Below are 14470 nucleotides of genomic sequence, written 5' to 3' on the forward strand. Positions count from 1 at the left end.
GGCCCCTCCGTGAGCATCCCCGGAGGGGCCTCGCGGCGTTCTTTTCCGCCGACGGGGGGAACCTTCCGGCCGTCGGCGCAGTCTAAGAGGGCATGACTCTCCCTCTCGGCCGTTGCATCTTCACCACTCAAGAGCTTTACGACGCCGGCATCGGCAGGCACCGCATCTCATCTCTGGTCCGGCGCGGCGCACTCCATCGCGCCATACCCGGGCTCTACACCACCTCCCGCCCCTACGGGAAGTTTCTCCTGCAGGCGCTCCAGCATCAACGCCCCGACATCGTGTTCACCGGCCGCACCGCGGCCCAGCTGCACAACGGCCATCGGGTCACCACACCGGTCACGGTGCTCGTGGCGCGCGACAAAACCTTCCGCTCCGGCCTGCTGGTCACGGTGATCAGGGCACAGCACCGGCCGTTCACGCTCATCGACGGCCTCCGGGTCGCCACCCCACTGCGGGCGGCTCTCGACATCCCCGCCGAGGAGGACGGTTCCGCAGTCGCACTGCTCGACCGCCATTACACGGGCCGACACGCCCGGGCGCAGGTGGAGAAGGACCTCACCGCTTTCGGAAGAACACCGACGATACTGCGGAGGCAGATCAACGGGGCGTCGATAGGCGCCGACTCAGAGACGGAACGGACCCTCTTTCGTGCGCTGCGGAAACGGGGATACGCCTTCGAGTGCAACAAGCTGGTCGGCAACTACTTCCGGGACGGCGTGTACGAGCCGAAGAAGGTGATGGTGGAGGTGCACGGGCACAGGTACCACAACCACATCAACGTGCAGGTCAAGGACTACTGGAAGGCCAACGACGCGGTGGCCCGCGGGTACCGGCACCTGAGTTTCTCGGACATCTGCATTGACCTGCACCTGGCGCGGGTCGTGGACATCATCGTCGCGGTGATCGAGGGGGAGGAGCGGGAGGTGGAACTCATGGGGGAGTGGCACGCGGCCTGGGTGCAGCCGAGTGCCGTCGGAATGCGGTAAGTACCGCGAAGGCCCCTCGGCCCCCTGGCGGAGTGGCCTTGGAAGTATGATGTTCCGCCTACCGCGACAGCAGCGGGTGTCCCGACGCGATGGACACGCGGTTGAAGGCGTTGATCATGATGATCGACCATTCCAGGGCGGCGACCTGCTCCTCGGCGAAGATCTCGCAGGCGGGGAGGGCGGCGCGGGAGTTGTCCCGGTCCCGCGGCAGGAGGGTCAGGGTCTCGGCGAGCTCGAGGGCGGCCTTCTCCTGCTCGGTGAACTCGGCGACCATGCGCCAGGCGGGGAGGGCGTCGAGCTTGTTGTCGGGGACGCCGGCCTTGCGGGCGGCGGGGACGTGGATGGACAGGCAGGTGCCGCAGCCGTTGATCTGGCTGACGCGGACGGCGACGAGCTCGATGAGGGATTTCGGCAGGTCGACGTCCGGGTAGAGCATGTTGAGCTTCTTGGACACCTCGGTAAGGGACTTGTAGACCTCGGGGTAGAACTTGTCGAGGTAGGGGGCCTTGCGGGTCATCGGGAGAGCTCCTTCTGCAGCCAGGTGATGTCGGCGGGGGTGGGGGTGCGCCAGGTGTGGGTGTGGTCGTTCTTCTCCAGCCAGCCGCGGACGAAGGGGCAGATGGCGACGATGGGGAGGTCGGTCTGCTCGAGCGCCCCCTCGACGAGCCGGCCGGCGAGGCCGCGGCCGCCGAACTCGGGGCCGATCTCGGTGTGGAAGAAGAGTCATTCGCCGTTGTGGTCGCGGTAGTCGGTGTGGCCGGCGCGGTGGCCGTCGTCGGTGATGACGAAGCGGTTGGTCTCCTGGGTGATCATCAGATCCTCTCCTCGGGGCGGGCGATGGGCGCGGGGTTGACGCGGGGGCGGATCCGGGCGTTGGGGAGCTCGGGGGCGGGCAGGCGGGGGAGGCCGTCGGGGTCGTGGCTGATGTAGCCCTCAGTGACGCCGAAGCGGTCGTCCTCGGCCTGCCATTCGGCGCGGTAGGTCTCGATCTCGTCGTAGGTGCGGCCGATGAAGTTCCACCACATGATGATCTCCTCCTCGAAGGGCTCGCCGCCGATGAGCAGCAGGCGGGCCTTGTCGGAGCCGTTGTTGCGGATGCGCAGCCGCTTCTCGCCGACGCCGGTGTAGGCGAGTTCGGTGGGGGCGACGGTGACGCCCTCGAGGTCGATGTCCCCGGCGTCGACGAGCAAGCCGTGCTCGTGGGCGGGGTCGACATCGATGCTTATCGACGCCCCCGCGTCCAGCCGGATCTCCGCCCCGACGAGGGGCGAGAACGTGGTGACGGGCGAGGTGGAGCCGAGGAGGGAGCCGAGGAAGACGAGGGCGCTGCCGCCGTCGAAAAGCACGGGTTCGGGGGCGTAGTGGTCGAAGCGGCGGGGGCCGTGGCGGTCGGCGTCGGGCAGCGCGGTCCACAGCTGGACGCCGTGGAGAGTGGTGGTGGCCTGGGTGGTCACCTCGGAGTGGCAGATGCCGGCGCCGGCGGTCATGAGGTTGACCTCGCCGGGGCGGACGACGGCGTGGTTGTCGCCGGAGTCGTGGTGGGTGATCGTGCCCTCGAAGAGCCAGGACACGGTCTGCAGGCCGGTGTGGGGGTGCGGGGCGACGTCCATGCCGCCGGTTACGGAGACGTCGTCGGGGCCGTAGTGGTCGACGAAGCACCAGGCGCCGATGAGGCTGCGCTGCTTCTGCGGCAGGGTGCGGTTGACGGTCATGGCGCGGGGCCCACCGAGGGGGACGGGGCGGGAGGTGATGATCTCGACGCGGGCGCCGTCCGCGCAGTGCGGGGCGTCGGGGGAGAGGACCAGCTCCTCGGGATGGGCATCGGTGACGGACATGAGTTCACCATACCACCGAAGTTGTTGACATATACGCAATGTGGGGCGGCGGTAGGATGACCCCCATGCGCGCCCTCTACCTCGGACTCGCCGCCGCCCTGTGCGTGGCGGCACTTGTCCTCAAGTTCTCCCCGGTCTCCGACATCGCCGCGGTGCTGGCCCTGCTCGTCGCCGGCGTCTTCCTCGTCCTCGGGCTCAAGATGACGGCCGCCACCCGCGAGCCGAAGCCCATCGTCCTCGACGACGAGAAGCGCGACACCCTCCGCGCCATGCTCGACCGCGGTGACGAGGGGGCCGCCGTCCGCCAGGTCCAGCTGTGGTTCCGCGACGCCACACCGGAACATGCCCGGGAGGTCGTCCGGGACCTGAGGTAGGCGCCGGGATGTGATGCCTGTCCCACAACCTTCCCGCGCCGGGTGGGCGGGTGTCCGGTAGGATGTCCAACCATGACTGAACGCACTCTCATCCTCATCAAGCCGGACGGCGTCAAGAACGGCCACGTCGGCGAGATCATCGCCCGAATCGAGCGCAAGGGCCTCAAGCTCACCGCTCTGGACCTGCGCGTCGCCGACCGCGCCACCGCCGAGCAGCACTACGCGGAGCACTCGGACAAGCCCTTCTTCGGTGAGCTCGTTGAGTTCATCACCTCCGCTCCGCTGGTCGCCGGCATCGTCGAGGGCGAGCGTGCCATCGAGTCCTGGCGTCAGCTGGCCGGCGGCACCGACCCGGTCTCCAAGGCCACCCCGGGCACCATCCGCGGTGACTTCGCCCTGACCGTCGGCGAGAACGTCGTCCACGGCTCCGACTCCTCGGAGTCCGCCGAGCGCGAGATCAACATCTGGTTCCCGAACCTGTAGTTCGCTTCTCGACGAAGGGCCGCACCACCTGGGGCGGCCCTTATCGATTCCGCAGCTCCTCCAGGACCCGCACCCCCACCGGGGTGATCTCCACCAGGTGGCGGGAGATGTCCGCGCCGGCGTCGACCGTCGAGACGCCGACCACCCCGACCTGCTGCAGCGCACGCACCTCCTCGTGTACTCCGGGTACCTCCCGGTCGAGGTGCCCGGCCAGCCGCCACATCCGCGCGCGGATCCCGTCGACCGCGCCGAGTTCCGCCAGACCCTTGAGCAACTCGCGGTGGGCGTCCGCGGCGTCGAGGCGGGTGGTGGTGGCATCCTCCAGTGACGTCTGCTCCAGGGCACGCCGGGCCCGCCGCCGACCGATCGCTGCGGCACGCCGCCCCTCCGCGGCGAAGGACCACAGGATCACTCCCGTGACCGACACGAAGTAGAACGGCCAAACGACCGAGGGTGTCGGCAGGTCGGCGAGGACCGACCCCGAAAGGAAACCGAGGGCGCCCGGGAGGAAGGGTCGGATGTGATCCCAGCGGGTGTAGTCGGCGTCCGAGGTGCTCATCATGTCCATGCCGCCGCTGAAAACGTGACGCGGCAGAACCAGGAACGCCACCCCGGCCGAGACCACCGCCGCGACCAGCCCCGCCAGAACCATCCCCAGGTGGAGGAGGGTGAAGCTGGCGGCGATGCCGAGGCTGGGTGCCAGCGCCCGGTGCAGGGGGACCGTCGGAGTGCTCATCGCCGCTCACCATAGTCGTTCGCGAACCTCCGGCCCGTGGTGTGCCACAATGGGACGCGGGCCGCACGATGCGGTACCCGCAGAAGTCACAAGTGAATACAGAAGACGACCGAGAAATTTTGCGGTCGGCCCCTGTGCGGCGGCGGCGAGCCTCTTTCGCCAGCGCCCGGGGAGTCGGCCGAACACAACTACAGGAGCACCCGTGGCTGATTCCACCGAACCCACCGACCACAACGACGGCCAGACAGGGGCGGAGACGCCGAAGAAGCGGCGCCGGGCCACCCGGAAGACCGCTGAGCCCGCCGCCTCGAAGGTCCGCGTCCACGCCCTGGCCAAGGAGCTGGGCAGGACCTCGAAGGAGATCATCGAGGTCCTCGCGGGCATGGACCTGAAGAAGGTCGCCCAGTCCACCCTCACCGTCGAGGAGGTGGAGAAGGTCAAGGCCGCGCTGGAGCCCGCGCCGGAGGAGCCCGCACAGGACGAGGAGAAGATCCGCACCCGGGTGCGTAAGAACGTCGCCAACGAGATCTCCCAGATCGAGGAGAAGGTCGAGGCGGACCTCGCGGAACTGCTCAAGGAGCAGCCGGAGGAGGACCTCCTCGAGGACGTCACCCCGGAGGTCACCCCGAAGCCGTCCGAGGAACCGGCCCAGTTCGTGCCGCTGTTCATGGCCCCCGACACCTCCGCACCCGCGCCGGCCCCCGCCGAGGAGGAGGACGACGAGGAGGAGCCCGCCGCTTTCCGACGTCGCCGTCGCGGCCGCCGCGGTGCAGGCCGCGGTCGCGGTGCCGAGGAGACCGAGAAGGCCGAGGAAGGCGGCGTCGACAAGCAGGAGCCGGAGGATGACGACGATCTCCCCGAGGAGCCCGTCGCCCTCAAGGGCTCGACCCGTCTGGAGTCGCAGCGCCGCCGTCGCGCGGAGCTGCGCGAGGAGGGGCGTCGCAAGAAGCACATCGTCTCGCAGGCGGAGTTCCTGGCGCGCCGCGAATCCGTGGCCCGCACCATGGTGGTGCGCGAGCGCCAGCGCCACGATCATCCGGGCATGGTGACGCAGGTCGGCGTGCTGGAGGACGATCTGCTCGTCGAGCACTTCGTCACCAGCGAGGCGCAGGCCTCGATGATCGGCAACATCTACCTGGGCCGCGTCCAGAACGTGCTGCCGAGCATGGAGGCCGCGTTCATCGACATCGGCAAGGGTCGCAACGGCGTCCTCTACGCCGGTGAGGTCGACTGGAAGTCCGCCGGCCTGGGTGGCCGCAGCCGCAAGATCGAGCAGGCACTGAAGTCCGGCGACCAGGTGCTCGTCCAGGTGAGCAAGGACCCGGTCGGGCACAAGGGTGCCCGCCTGACCACGCAGATCTCGCTGGCCGGCCGCTACCTGGTGTACGTGCCGGGCGGGCGCAGCGCGGGCATCTCCCGCAAGCTGCCCGGGCCGGAGCGCAAGCGTCTCAAGGAGATCCTGGCCAAGGTCGTGCCGGGGCAGGGTGGCGCCATCATCCGCACCGCCGCGGAGAACGTCTCGGAGGAGGCCATCGCGGCGGATGTCGATCGTCTGCACCGCCTGTGGGAGGACATCCAGACCCGCGCGGACTCCGAGATCAACTCCCGCGGCTCCAAGCCCGTCACCATGTACGAAGAGCCGGACATGCTGGTCAAGGTCGTCCGCGACCTGTTCAACGAGGACTTCACCTCCCTCATCGTCGACGGCGACCGCGCCTGGAACACCGTCCACGCCTACGTGAAGTCCGTCGCCCCCGACCTGCTCGACCGCCTGCAGAAGTACCAGCGCTCCGAGCACGAGGGCGTCGACGCCTTCGCCCGCTTCCGCGTCGACGAGCAGCTGCAGAAGGCCCTCAACCGCAAGGTGTGGCTGCCCTCCGGCGGCTCCCTGGTCATCGACCGCACCGAGGCCATGACCGTCGTCGACGTCAACACCGGCAAGTTCACCGGCTCCGGCGGCAACCTCGAGGAGACCGTCACCCGCAACAACCTGGAGGCGGCCGAGGAGATCGTCCGTCAGATGCGCCTGCGCGACCTCGGCGGCATGATCGTCGTCGACTTCATCGACATGGTCCTGCCCGAGAACCAGGAGCTCGTCCTGCGCCGCCTCAAGGAGGCCCTCGGCCGCGACCGCACGCGCCACCAGGTCTCCGAGGTCACCTCCCTCGGCCTCGTCCAGATGACCCGCAAGCGCCTGGGCACCGGCCTGCTGGAGACCTTCTCCACCGAGTGCGAGCACTGCGGCGGCCGCGGCCTCATCCTCCACGAGGATCCGGTCGAGGAGCCCATCGAGATCCCCGAGAAGCCGCGCAAGAAGCCGCAGGAGCACCCGGCGGCCCGCGCCATGCACCGCGAGGAGAAGCAGGAGGAGACGGAGGAGAGCACCGACACCACCGAAACCTCCGACACCTCTGATATTGAGGAGCTCGCCGCCGCGGTCGTCGTCACCGAGGACGACGCCAGGGAGGGAGCTTCCCGACGCCGCCGTTCCCGCCGCGGGCGCCGTGGCACGAGCCGCGGACGCGAGGCTGCCACCGACGTCACCGACGTCACCGAGATCGAGGAGATCGTCTCCGCCGCCCTCGACCACGCCGGCGAGGAGGACCCGGACGAGCCGACGGGCGCCGACTATGTGCCGGAGAAGTCCTTCCAGGAGGCCGTCGCCGAGTTCGACGCCTCCCCGCGTCGTCGTCGCCGGACCCGCGGCAACTCCCGCTCGGACCGTCGCCCGCAGCGCGAGGATTTCCCGGGATCCGTCCCGAGCGGCCCCGTCGCGCAGGCCGAGGACACGATGATCAAGGTGTCCGAGCGCCCCGAGCCGGAGCCGGAGCAGGAGGAGGGCGGCCGTCGCCGTCGTCGGCGCGCCACCCGCAGCCGCGCGCCGGAGCAGGTGGAGCAGACTGAACCGCAGGAGCCGCAGGAGGAGAAGCCGCGTTCCAACCGGCCGTCCGAGGTCTCCTCGGGCGCGCCGACGGTGACCCGCTCCCGGGGCCGCCGTCGCGCGGTGCGCCGGACAACGGCGGGCGTCGAGAAGCCGGAGGTGCCTGCGAAGCAGGAACAGGGCGACGTCGAGAAGCGGGGTCGTGGGCGGCGTCGCGTGGCGCGCCGGACAAGTGGCCGCTAGCAGTGGTTTGTCTTTTCCGCCCCTGACGGGGTAGTCTTTGACAGTCGCTGTTTTGGGGATATTGCGCCGCCAGATCTTAGCAGGTCAGGCGTGCTGCTGCCCCGGAACGCAAATGAAATACGTCCATTCAGGTGCGCGGTCGGCGGGCCTGATCCGAGTTTAGATAAGGGGTAACCCTCTATGTACGCGATCGTCAAGACCGGCGGCAAGCAGTACAAGGTTGCCGAAGGCGACCTCGTCAAGGTCGAGAAGATCGAGGGTGAGCAGGGCGCGTCCGTGGCTCTCACCCCGGTTCTGCTCGTCGACGGTGCCAACGTCACCTCCAAGTCCGAGGACCTCGCCAAGGTGAGCGTCGCTGCGGAGATCGTCGAGCACACCAAGGGCCCGAAGATCGACATTCTCAAGTACAAGAACAAGACCGGCTACAAGAAGCGCCAGGGTCACCGTCAGCCGCTGACGGTCATCAAGGTCACCGGTATCAAGTAAGCCAAGGAGGGTAACCAATGGCAACTAAGAAGGGTGCATCCAGCTCCAGCAACGGCCGCGACTCCGAGGCCAAGCGCCTCGGCGTGAAGCGTTTCGGTGGCCAGCAGGTCAAGGCCGGTGAGATCCTGGTCCGCCAGCGCGGCACCAAGTTCCACCCGGGCGAGAACGTCGGTCGCGGTGGCGACGACACTCTCTTCGCCCTGAAGGCCGGTGCCGTCCAGTTCGGCATCAAGCGCAACCGTCGCATGGTCAACATCGTCGAGAACGAGGCTGTGACCGTCGACGCCTAGTCGCCCGCAACAGCCTGGAGCCCGTCGCATCCCGTGAGGGAGCGGCGGGCTTCGCGCATCACCCGACTATTCTGGGTGAACACACCACACCTCCAGGAGGAGACCCCATGTCCCGCTTCGTAGACCGCGTTGTCCTGCACCTGTCCGCCGGCGACGGCGGCCACGGCTGCGTGTCCGTCCACCGCGAGAAGTTCAAGCCGCTCGGCGGCCCGGACGGCGGTAACGGCGGCCACGGCGGTGACATCATCCTCGAGGTGTCCACCCAGGTGCACACGCTCATGGACTTCCACTTCCGCCCCCACCTCAAGGCCCCGCGTGGTGCCAACGGCGCCGGCCGCCACCGCCACGGCGCCCGCGGCGAGGACCTCGTGCTGGAGGTGCCGGTGGGCACGGTCGTCATGTCGGAGGCGGGGGAGTTCCTCGCGGACCTCACCATCCCGGGGACCCGCTTCATCGCCGCCGAGGGTGGCGTCGGTGGTCTGGGTAACGCGGCGCTGGCGTCGCACCGTCGGAAGGCACCGGGCTTCGCGCTCAAGGGAGAGGAGGGCGAGCAGCACGACCTCGTCCTCGAGCTGAAGACCATGGCGGACGTCGGCCTCGTGGGCTTCCCCTCGGCGGGCAAGTCCTCGCTCATCTCGGTGCTGTCGGCGGCGAAGCCGAAGATCGCCGACTACCCCTTCACGACGCTGGCCCCGAACCTCGGCGTCGTCAACGTCGGCCACGAGTCCTTCACCATGGCGGACGTCCCGGGTCTCATCCCGGGTGCCTCCGAGGGCAAGGGCCTGGGCCTGGACTTCCTGCGCCACATCGAGCGCACCTCCGTGCTCGTGCACGTGGTGGACACCGCCACCATGGACCCGGGCCGCGACCCGATCTCCGACATCGAGGCCCTCGAGGCGGAGCTCGCCGCCTACGAGTCGGTTCTCGACGGCGACCTCGGCCTCGGTGACCTGCGGGACCGCCCGCGCGTCGTCGTGCTCAACAAGGCCGACGTCCCGGAGGCGCTGGAGCTGGCGGAGTTCCTCAAGGAGGACCTGGAGGAGAAGTTCGGCTGGCCGGTGTTCATCGTCTCCGCCGTCGCCCACCAGGGCCTGGAGCCGCTGAAGTACCAGCTGCTGGAGATCGTGAAGAAGGACCGGCGTCGCCGGCCGAAGGTGGCCGTCGACACCGAGCACACCATCATCCGCCCCCAGGCCGTCGATGCGCGCCGCAAGGGCGAGCCGGAGTTCACCGTCGAGGAGGACCCGGAGTTCGAGGGCGCGTTCATCGTGCGCGGCGCGAAGATCGAGCGCTGGATCAACCAGACCGACTTCGAGAACGACGAGGCCATCGGCTACCTGGCGGACCGCCTCAACAAGATCGGCGTGGAGGACGCGCTGCGTAAGGCCGGGGCCCGCGAGGGCGCGCAGGTCACCATCGGCGACATCTCCTTCGAGTGGGAGCCGCTCACCGGCTCCGGCGTCGACCCGACGGTGGCCGGCCGCGGCCAGGACGCCCGCCTCATGTCCACCGAGCGCACCTCGGCGGCGGAGCGCAAGCGTGCCTCCCAGGCCCGTCGTGGTCTCATCGACGAGTTCGACTACGGCGACGGCGAGGAGGCCTCCCGCGAGCGCTGGGAGGGCTAGGGGACCGGGGCAACCGGGTGGCGCGGCAGAACGTGCCTCGAAGCCCCCTTTCCGCCGAGGCGGGGAGGCCTTCGCGGCCTTCTTTGCCGCCTGCCGACGCCGGCCGGGCGGTCCGGGCCGGGGCAGTTCGGTAGGCTGATTAATCATGACTACGCGACCTTCTGGACTGCCCCTGTCCCCGTACCGGAATCATGACGACGACGTCGAGTTCCCGGGTCCGGCCGTACCGCCGGAGCAGAGTCCCGCGTTCGGCCACGAGTCGGAGATGCGTTCCCACATCGCGCAGGCGAAGCGCGTGGTGGTCAAGATCGGTTCCTCGTCCCTGACGAACGACGACTTCACGGTCGACCCCAACAAGATCAACCACATCGTCGACGCCCTGCAGGCCCGCATGGTGAACTCGGACATCATCGTGGTGTCCTCGGGTGCCGTGGCCGCGGGCATGGGCCCGCTCGGTCTCACCCAGCGCCCCACGGACCTGGCGACGAAGCAGGCGGCGGCGGCCGTGGGCCAGGTGCACCTCGCGCACCAGTGGGGTCGTTCCTTCGCCCGTTACCACCGCACCATCGGTCAGGTCCTGCTCACCGCGTCGGACGCCGGCCGCCGTGACCGGGCCCGCAACGCCCAGCGCACCATCGACCGCCTGCGCCAGCTGCGTGCCATCCCGATCGTCAACGAGAACGACACGGTGGCCACCTCCGAGATGCGCTTCGGCGACAACGACCGCCTATCCGCCATCGTGGCGCACCTGACCAGCGCTGATGCCCTGGTGCTGCTGTCGGACGTCGACGGCCTCTACGACCGTAACCCGGCCGAGCCGGATGCGCGTTTCATCTCCGAGGTGCGCACGGGCAAGGACCTCAAGGGGGTCGTCGCCGGTGACGGTGGCCTGGTGGGTACCGGCGGTATGGCCTCGAAGGTCTCCGCCGCGCGTCTCGCCTCCCGTGGCGGCGTGCCGGTGCTGCTCACCTCGGCCGACAACATCGGCCCCGCCCTCGAGGACGCCTCGGTGGGCACCGTCTTCCATCCGCGCGAGGGGCGCCTGTCCGCCTGGAAATTCTGGGCGCTGTACTCCGCGGACACCGGCGGCACCCTGCGTCTCGATGAAGGCGCGGTCAAGGCCGTCACCGCCGGCGGCACCTCGCTGCTCGCGGTGGGCATCACCGCCGTCGAGGGTGAGTTCCACGCCGGGGAGATCGTCGACATCATCGGCCCGGACGGCCAGGTCGTCGGCCGCGGCGAGGTGGCGTACGACTCCGAGCAGCTCACGGGCATGCTGGGCAAGCACACCGATGAACTTCCCGAGGGGCAGCGACGCCCCGTGGTCCACGCGGACTACCTGTCGAACTACGCGTCGCGCCTGTAGACATGAAGTTCTGCATGCACCCGGGCGTGTGGCCCGGGGTCGTCGCCGAGGTCGCGGCCGCCGGCCACGAGCCCGTGGGCCTCGAGGAGGCGGAGTTCCTCATCTACACCGGCGGCCCGTTGCCGGATCCGCTGCCGGAGAGCGTCGGCTTCGTCCAGTTCGTGTTCTCCGGGATCGACCGGCTTCTCGACGCCGGCGTCATCCGCCCCGGCGTCCGCTGGGCCAACGCCGCGGGCGTCTACGGCCGTCCCGTCGCCGAGATCGCCCTGACCCTGCTTCTGTCGCAGCTCCACCACGTCAAGACCGCGACGTTGGCGTCGTCGTTCAGCGCCCGCGGCCCGATCGACGCCGCGCAGGGCTGGCTCATCGACGGCGGCACGGTCGCCATCATCGGTGCCGGTGGCATCGCCGACGCGCTCATCCCCATGCTCCGCCCCTTCGGGGTGAAGGTCATCGCGGTCAACCGTTCCGGTCGCCCCGTGGAGGGCGCGGACGAGACGTACCCGCAGTCGGAGGCCGGCCACGTGTGGGAGGAGGCGGACGCCTTCATCCTCGCCGCGCCGCTCACCGAGGAGACCTCCGGCATGGTCGACGCGGGCGTGCTGGCCCGGATGAAGCGTTCCGCCGTGGTGGTCAACGTCGGGCGTGGTGAGCTCATCGTCACCGACGACCTCGTCGCCGCCCTGCGGGACGGGGAGATCGCCGGGGCCGCGATGGACGTCACCGACCCGGAGCCCCTGCCGGACGGACACCCGTTGTGGCGGCTGCCGAACTGCACCATCACCCCGCACATCGCCGCGACGGGCCGGATCGCGCAGCAGATGATCGCTCCTCAGGTCATCGCCAACGCCGCGGCCTTCGAGGCGGGCGAGCGGATGCCGACTGAGGTGGACATCACACTCGGCTACTGAGTTTCGGTAGCGTGGGCACATGAAGTTCGCATTCCAGCCCCAGCAGTGGCCGGACGCCATCGCCGAGATCGAGGCCGCCGGTCACACGTTCGTCGAGGACGTCCATGACGCGGACTTCCTCGTGTTCAACGGCGGTCCGGGCAAGTTCCCGGATCCGCTGCCCGAGAACATCCGTTACGTGCAGGCCACGTTCGCCGGTATCGACGCCCTCCACGAGGCCGGCCTCATCCGCCCCGGCGGGGTGCGCTGGGCGTGTGCCTCGGGCCTGTACGACGACACGGTCGCCGAGTCGACGATCGCCATCCTGCTGGCGCAGATGCACATGCACAAGATGATCACGCTGGCGGGGCAGTGGTCGGTGCGGCGGGACGTCGATAAGCGGAAACAGTGGTTGTTCGACAACAAGACGGTGGCCATCATCGGTGCCGGGCGCATCGCGGTGAAGCTCATCGAGATGCTGTCGGTGTTCGGGGTGCGGATCATCGCCGTCACCCGCTCGGGGCGCATGGTCGACGGCGCCGACGAGTCCTATGCCATCGCCGACGTCGACCGGGTGTGGGGCAAGGCGGACGTGGTCGTGGTGCTCGCGCCGCTCACGCCGGAGACCCGCCACATGATCAACCGGGACGTGTTCGGGAAGATGCGGTCGAACGCGGTGCTCGTCAACGTCGCCCGCGGCCCGCTGGTGCACACCGACGATCTCGTCGAGGCGCTCCGGAACGGCACGATCGCGGGTGCGGCGCTGGATGTCACCGAGCCTGAGCCCCTGCCCGACGACCACCCCCTGTGGGACATCGAGACCTGCATGATCACGCCGCACACCGCGAACACGTACACGATCATCCAGGAGCGGACGGGGCGTCTGGTCGTCGAGAATGCGGCCGCCTTCGAGGCGGGGGAGAGGATGCCGAACGAGGTCAACCTCGACGCAGGGTACTGAGTGTTTCGCTACACTCGATACCCATGACTGACACCCGCGCCATTGAACGTGAAGAAGTCCTGACCAAGGCCCGTGCGGCCAAGGCTGTCGCCCCGGTTCTGGCGCAGCTGCCGTCCGCGAAGAAGAACGACATCCTCCACGCGGCCGCCGATGCCCTCATCGCGCAGACCGACGACATCATCGCCGCGAACCAGCAGGACATCGATTCCGGTCGCGCCGAGGGCCTGACCGAGGCCCTCATCGACCGTCTCTCCCTCGACGCCGCGCGCATCGAGGGCATCGCCGGTGGCCTGCGCCAGGTCGCCGGCCTCAAGGATCCGGTGGGTGAGGTGCTCACCGGCGGCGTCATGCCCAACGGCATCCAGATGCGCCAGATCCGCGTCCCGCTGGGCGTCATGGGCATGGTCTACGAGGCCCGCCCGAACGTCACCGTCGACGCTTTCGGCCTGGCTCTGAAGTCGGGCAACGTGCCGCTGCTGCGCGGTTCGCGCACCGCCAAGCACTCCAACGCCAAGCTCGTCGACATCCTGCAGGGCGTCGTCGCCGATTTCGGTCTGCCGCGGGAGACGGTGCAGCTGCTGCCGTGTGACACCCATGACTCCGTCCAGGACCTCATCACCGCCCGCGGCCTCGTCGACGTGGTCATCCCGCGCGGCGGTGCCCGCCTCATCGAGACGGTGGTCACCAACGCCACCGTCCCGGCCATCGAGACCGGTACCGGCAACTGCCACTTCTACATCGACGCCGAGGGCGACCTCGAGCAGGGCATCGCCATGATGCTCAACGGCAAGACCCGTCGCTGCTCGGTGTGCAACGCCACCGAGACGGTACTTATCGACGCCGCGCACGACGACGCCGCCAAGCTGCGCATCATCGAGGCTCTCCAGGAGGCAGGTGTCACCGTCCACGGTGAGATCGCCGAGCTGGAGGCCTTCGGCGCGCAGGACATCGTCCAGGCGGACGACACGGACTGGGGCGACGAGTACCTGTCCATGGACATCGCCGCCAAGGTCGTCGACGGCGTCGAGGGGGCCATCGGGCACATCGCCCGCTGGACCACCGGCCACACCGAGGCCATCGCCACGAGCAACATCGCCACCGCGCAGAAGTTCGCCGACGAGGTCGACGCCGCGGCCGTCATGGTCAACGCCTCCACCGCATTCACCGACGGTGAGCAGTACGGCATGGGCGCGGAGATCGGCATCTCCACCCAGAAGCTCCACGCCCGCGGCCCCATGGCCCTGCCGGAGCTGACCTCCACGAAGTGGATCCTGCAGGGTACCGGCCAGACGCGCCCCTAGGAGCCCCTCA

The 14470-nt window shown here is 69.1% G+C and carries 14 protein-coding genes and 1 pseudogene; 11 read left to right on the forward strand and 4 right to left on the reverse strand.

Annotated elements, in window-relative coordinates; all coding sequences use genetic code 11:
- Positions 1-92 precede the first annotated feature (92 nt).
- Entirely contained in the window at positions 93-989 is an 897-nt protein-coding gene (locus tag B9Y70_RS00775; RefSeq protein ID WP_085548351.1) for a type IV toxin-antitoxin system AbiEi family antitoxin domain-containing protein, read from the forward strand.
- A gap of 58 nt (positions 990-1047) precedes the next feature.
- Here B9Y70_RS00775 and B9Y70_RS00780 read toward each other — a convergent pair whose 3' ends face one another.
- The 3 genes and pseudogenes from B9Y70_RS00780 to B9Y70_RS00790 all read right to left on the reverse strand — a co-directional run bounded on the left by B9Y70_RS00780 (position 1048) and on the right by B9Y70_RS00790 (position 2824).
- The gene (locus B9Y70_RS00780) at positions 1048-1506 is read right to left on the reverse strand and encodes a carboxymuconolactone decarboxylase family protein (protein ID WP_085548352.1); all 459 of its coding nucleotides are present in this window, start codon (positions 1504-1506) and stop codon (positions 1048-1050) included.
- A pseudogene (locus B9Y70_RS12970) lies at positions 1503-1697 on the reverse strand (N-acetyltransferase); the annotation flags it as partial. The pseudogene B9Y70_RS12970 and the gene B9Y70_RS00780, both read right to left, overlap by 4 nt.
- A gap of 104 nt (positions 1698-1801) precedes the next feature.
- The gene (locus tag B9Y70_RS00790) at positions 1802-2824 is read right to left on the reverse strand and encodes a pirin family protein (protein ID WP_085548353.1); all 1023 of its coding nucleotides are present in this window, start codon (positions 2822-2824) and stop codon (positions 1802-1804) included.
- Between the two features lie 65 nt (positions 2825-2889).
- On the opposite strand from B9Y70_RS00790, the gene B9Y70_RS00795 reads away from it, so the two are divergent.
- Both B9Y70_RS00795 and ndk read left to right on the forward strand, forming a co-directional pair.
- Positions 2890-3198 carry a hypothetical protein gene (locus B9Y70_RS00795; RefSeq protein WP_143337432.1) on the forward strand — a complete coding sequence of 103 codons (309 nt, stop codon included), beginning with the start codon at positions 2890-2892 and terminating at the stop codon, positions 3196-3198.
- A gap of 72 nt (positions 3199-3270) precedes the next feature.
- Positions 3271-3681 (forward strand): nucleoside-diphosphate kinase, encoded by a 411-nt coding sequence (gene ndk / locus B9Y70_RS00800; RefSeq protein WP_085548355.1) that lies wholly within the window; start codon positions 3271-3273, stop codon positions 3679-3681.
- Between the two features lie 40 nt (positions 3682-3721).
- Here the strand turns inward: ndk and B9Y70_RS00805 are convergent, their stop codons facing one another.
- A complete protein-coding gene (locus B9Y70_RS00805; RefSeq protein WP_085548356.1) occupies positions 3722-4417 on the reverse strand; it encodes a hypothetical protein in 696 nt (231 codons plus the stop codon).
- A gap of 202 nt (positions 4418-4619) precedes the next feature.
- Here B9Y70_RS00805 and B9Y70_RS00810 point away from each other — a divergent pair, with 202 nt between their 5' ends.
- The 8 genes from B9Y70_RS00810 (at position 4620) to B9Y70_RS00845 (ending at position 14460) form a co-directional block, all read left to right on the forward strand.
- Positions 4620-7541, forward strand: coding sequence for a translation initiation factor IF-2 N-terminal domain-containing protein (locus tag B9Y70_RS00810; protein WP_240309075.1), 2922 nt, complete (start codon positions 4620-4622; stop codon positions 7539-7541).
- A 180-nt stretch (positions 7542-7721) separates the two neighbouring features.
- Positions 7722-8027 carry a 50S ribosomal protein L21 gene (gene rplU, locus B9Y70_RS00815; RefSeq protein ID WP_085548358.1) on the forward strand — a complete coding sequence of 102 codons (306 nt, stop codon included), beginning with the start codon at positions 7722-7724 and terminating at the stop codon, positions 8025-8027.
- 17 nt (positions 8028-8044) lie between these two features.
- The gene (rpmA, locus tag B9Y70_RS00820; protein ID WP_085548359.1) at positions 8045-8317 is read left to right on the forward strand and encodes a 50S ribosomal protein L27; all 273 of its coding nucleotides are present in this window, start codon (positions 8045-8047) and stop codon (positions 8315-8317) included.
- A 107-nt stretch (positions 8318-8424) separates the two neighbouring features.
- On the forward strand, positions 8425-9942 hold the full coding sequence (gene obgE / locus B9Y70_RS00825) for a GTPase ObgE (protein WP_085548360.1): 1518 nt from the start codon (positions 8425-8427) through the stop codon (positions 9940-9942).
- 145 nt (positions 9943-10087) lie between these two features.
- Positions 10088-11308 (forward strand): glutamate 5-kinase, encoded by a 1221-nt coding sequence (proB, locus tag B9Y70_RS00830; RefSeq protein WP_085548361.1) that lies wholly within the window; start codon positions 10088-10090, stop codon positions 11306-11308.
- A 2-nt stretch (positions 11309-11310) separates the two neighbouring features.
- Positions 11311-12219 carry a D-isomer specific 2-hydroxyacid dehydrogenase family protein gene (locus B9Y70_RS00835; protein ID WP_085548362.1) on the forward strand — a complete coding sequence of 303 codons (909 nt, stop codon included), beginning with the start codon at positions 11311-11313 and terminating at the stop codon, positions 12217-12219.
- A 19-nt stretch (positions 12220-12238) separates the two neighbouring features.
- Entirely contained in the window at positions 12239-13159 is a 921-nt protein-coding gene (locus tag B9Y70_RS00840; protein WP_085548363.1) for a D-isomer specific 2-hydroxyacid dehydrogenase family protein, read from the forward strand.
- A gap of 23 nt (positions 13160-13182) precedes the next feature.
- The gene (locus B9Y70_RS00845) at positions 13183-14460 is read left to right on the forward strand and encodes a glutamate-5-semialdehyde dehydrogenase (protein WP_085548364.1); all 1278 of its coding nucleotides are present in this window, start codon (positions 13183-13185) and stop codon (positions 14458-14460) included.
- Positions 14461-14470 lie beyond the last annotated feature (10 nt).

The sequence above is a fragment of the Corynebacterium pollutisoli genome (assembly GCF_900177745.1).
GTDB lineage: Bacteria > Actinomycetota > Actinomycetes > Mycobacteriales > Mycobacteriaceae > Corynebacterium > Corynebacterium pollutisoli.

Coding starts and splice junctions, on each gene's coding strand:
- B9Y70_RS00775 (WP_085548351.1), top strand. CDS start 93: ATGACTCTCCCTCTCGGCCGTTGCATCTTCACCACTCAAGAGCTTTAC.
- B9Y70_RS00780 (WP_085548352.1), bottom strand. CDS start 1,506: ATGACCCGCAAGGCCCCCTACCTCGACAAGTTCTACCCCGAGGTCTAC.
- B9Y70_RS00790 (WP_085548353.1), bottom strand. CDS start 2,824: ATGTCCGTCACCGATGCCCATCCCGAGGAGCTGGTCCTCTCCCCCGAC.
- B9Y70_RS00795 (WP_143337432.1), top strand. CDS start 2,890: ATGCGCGCCCTCTACCTCGGACTCGCCGCCGCCCTGTGCGTGGCGGCA.
- ndk (WP_085548355.1), top strand. CDS start 3,271: ATGACTGAACGCACTCTCATCCTCATCAAGCCGGACGGCGTCAAGAAC.
- B9Y70_RS00805 (WP_085548356.1), bottom strand. CDS start 4,417: ATGAGCACTCCGACGGTCCCCCTGCACCGGGCGCTGGCACCCAGCCTC.
- rplU (WP_085548358.1), top strand. CDS start 7,722: ATGTACGCGATCGTCAAGACCGGCGGCAAGCAGTACAAGGTTGCCGAA.
- rpmA (WP_085548359.1), top strand. CDS start 8,045: ATGGCAACTAAGAAGGGTGCATCCAGCTCCAGCAACGGCCGCGACTCC.
- obgE (WP_085548360.1), top strand. CDS start 8,425: ATGTCCCGCTTCGTAGACCGCGTTGTCCTGCACCTGTCCGCCGGCGAC.
- proB (WP_085548361.1), top strand. CDS start 10,088: ATGACTACGCGACCTTCTGGACTGCCCCTGTCCCCGTACCGGAATCAT.
- B9Y70_RS00835 (WP_085548362.1), top strand. CDS start 11,311: ATGAAGTTCTGCATGCACCCGGGCGTGTGGCCCGGGGTCGTCGCCGAG.
- B9Y70_RS00840 (WP_085548363.1), top strand. CDS start 12,239: ATGAAGTTCGCATTCCAGCCCCAGCAGTGGCCGGACGCCATCGCCGAG.
- B9Y70_RS00845 (WP_085548364.1), top strand. CDS start 13,183: ATGACTGACACCCGCGCCATTGAACGTGAAGAAGTCCTGACCAAGGCC.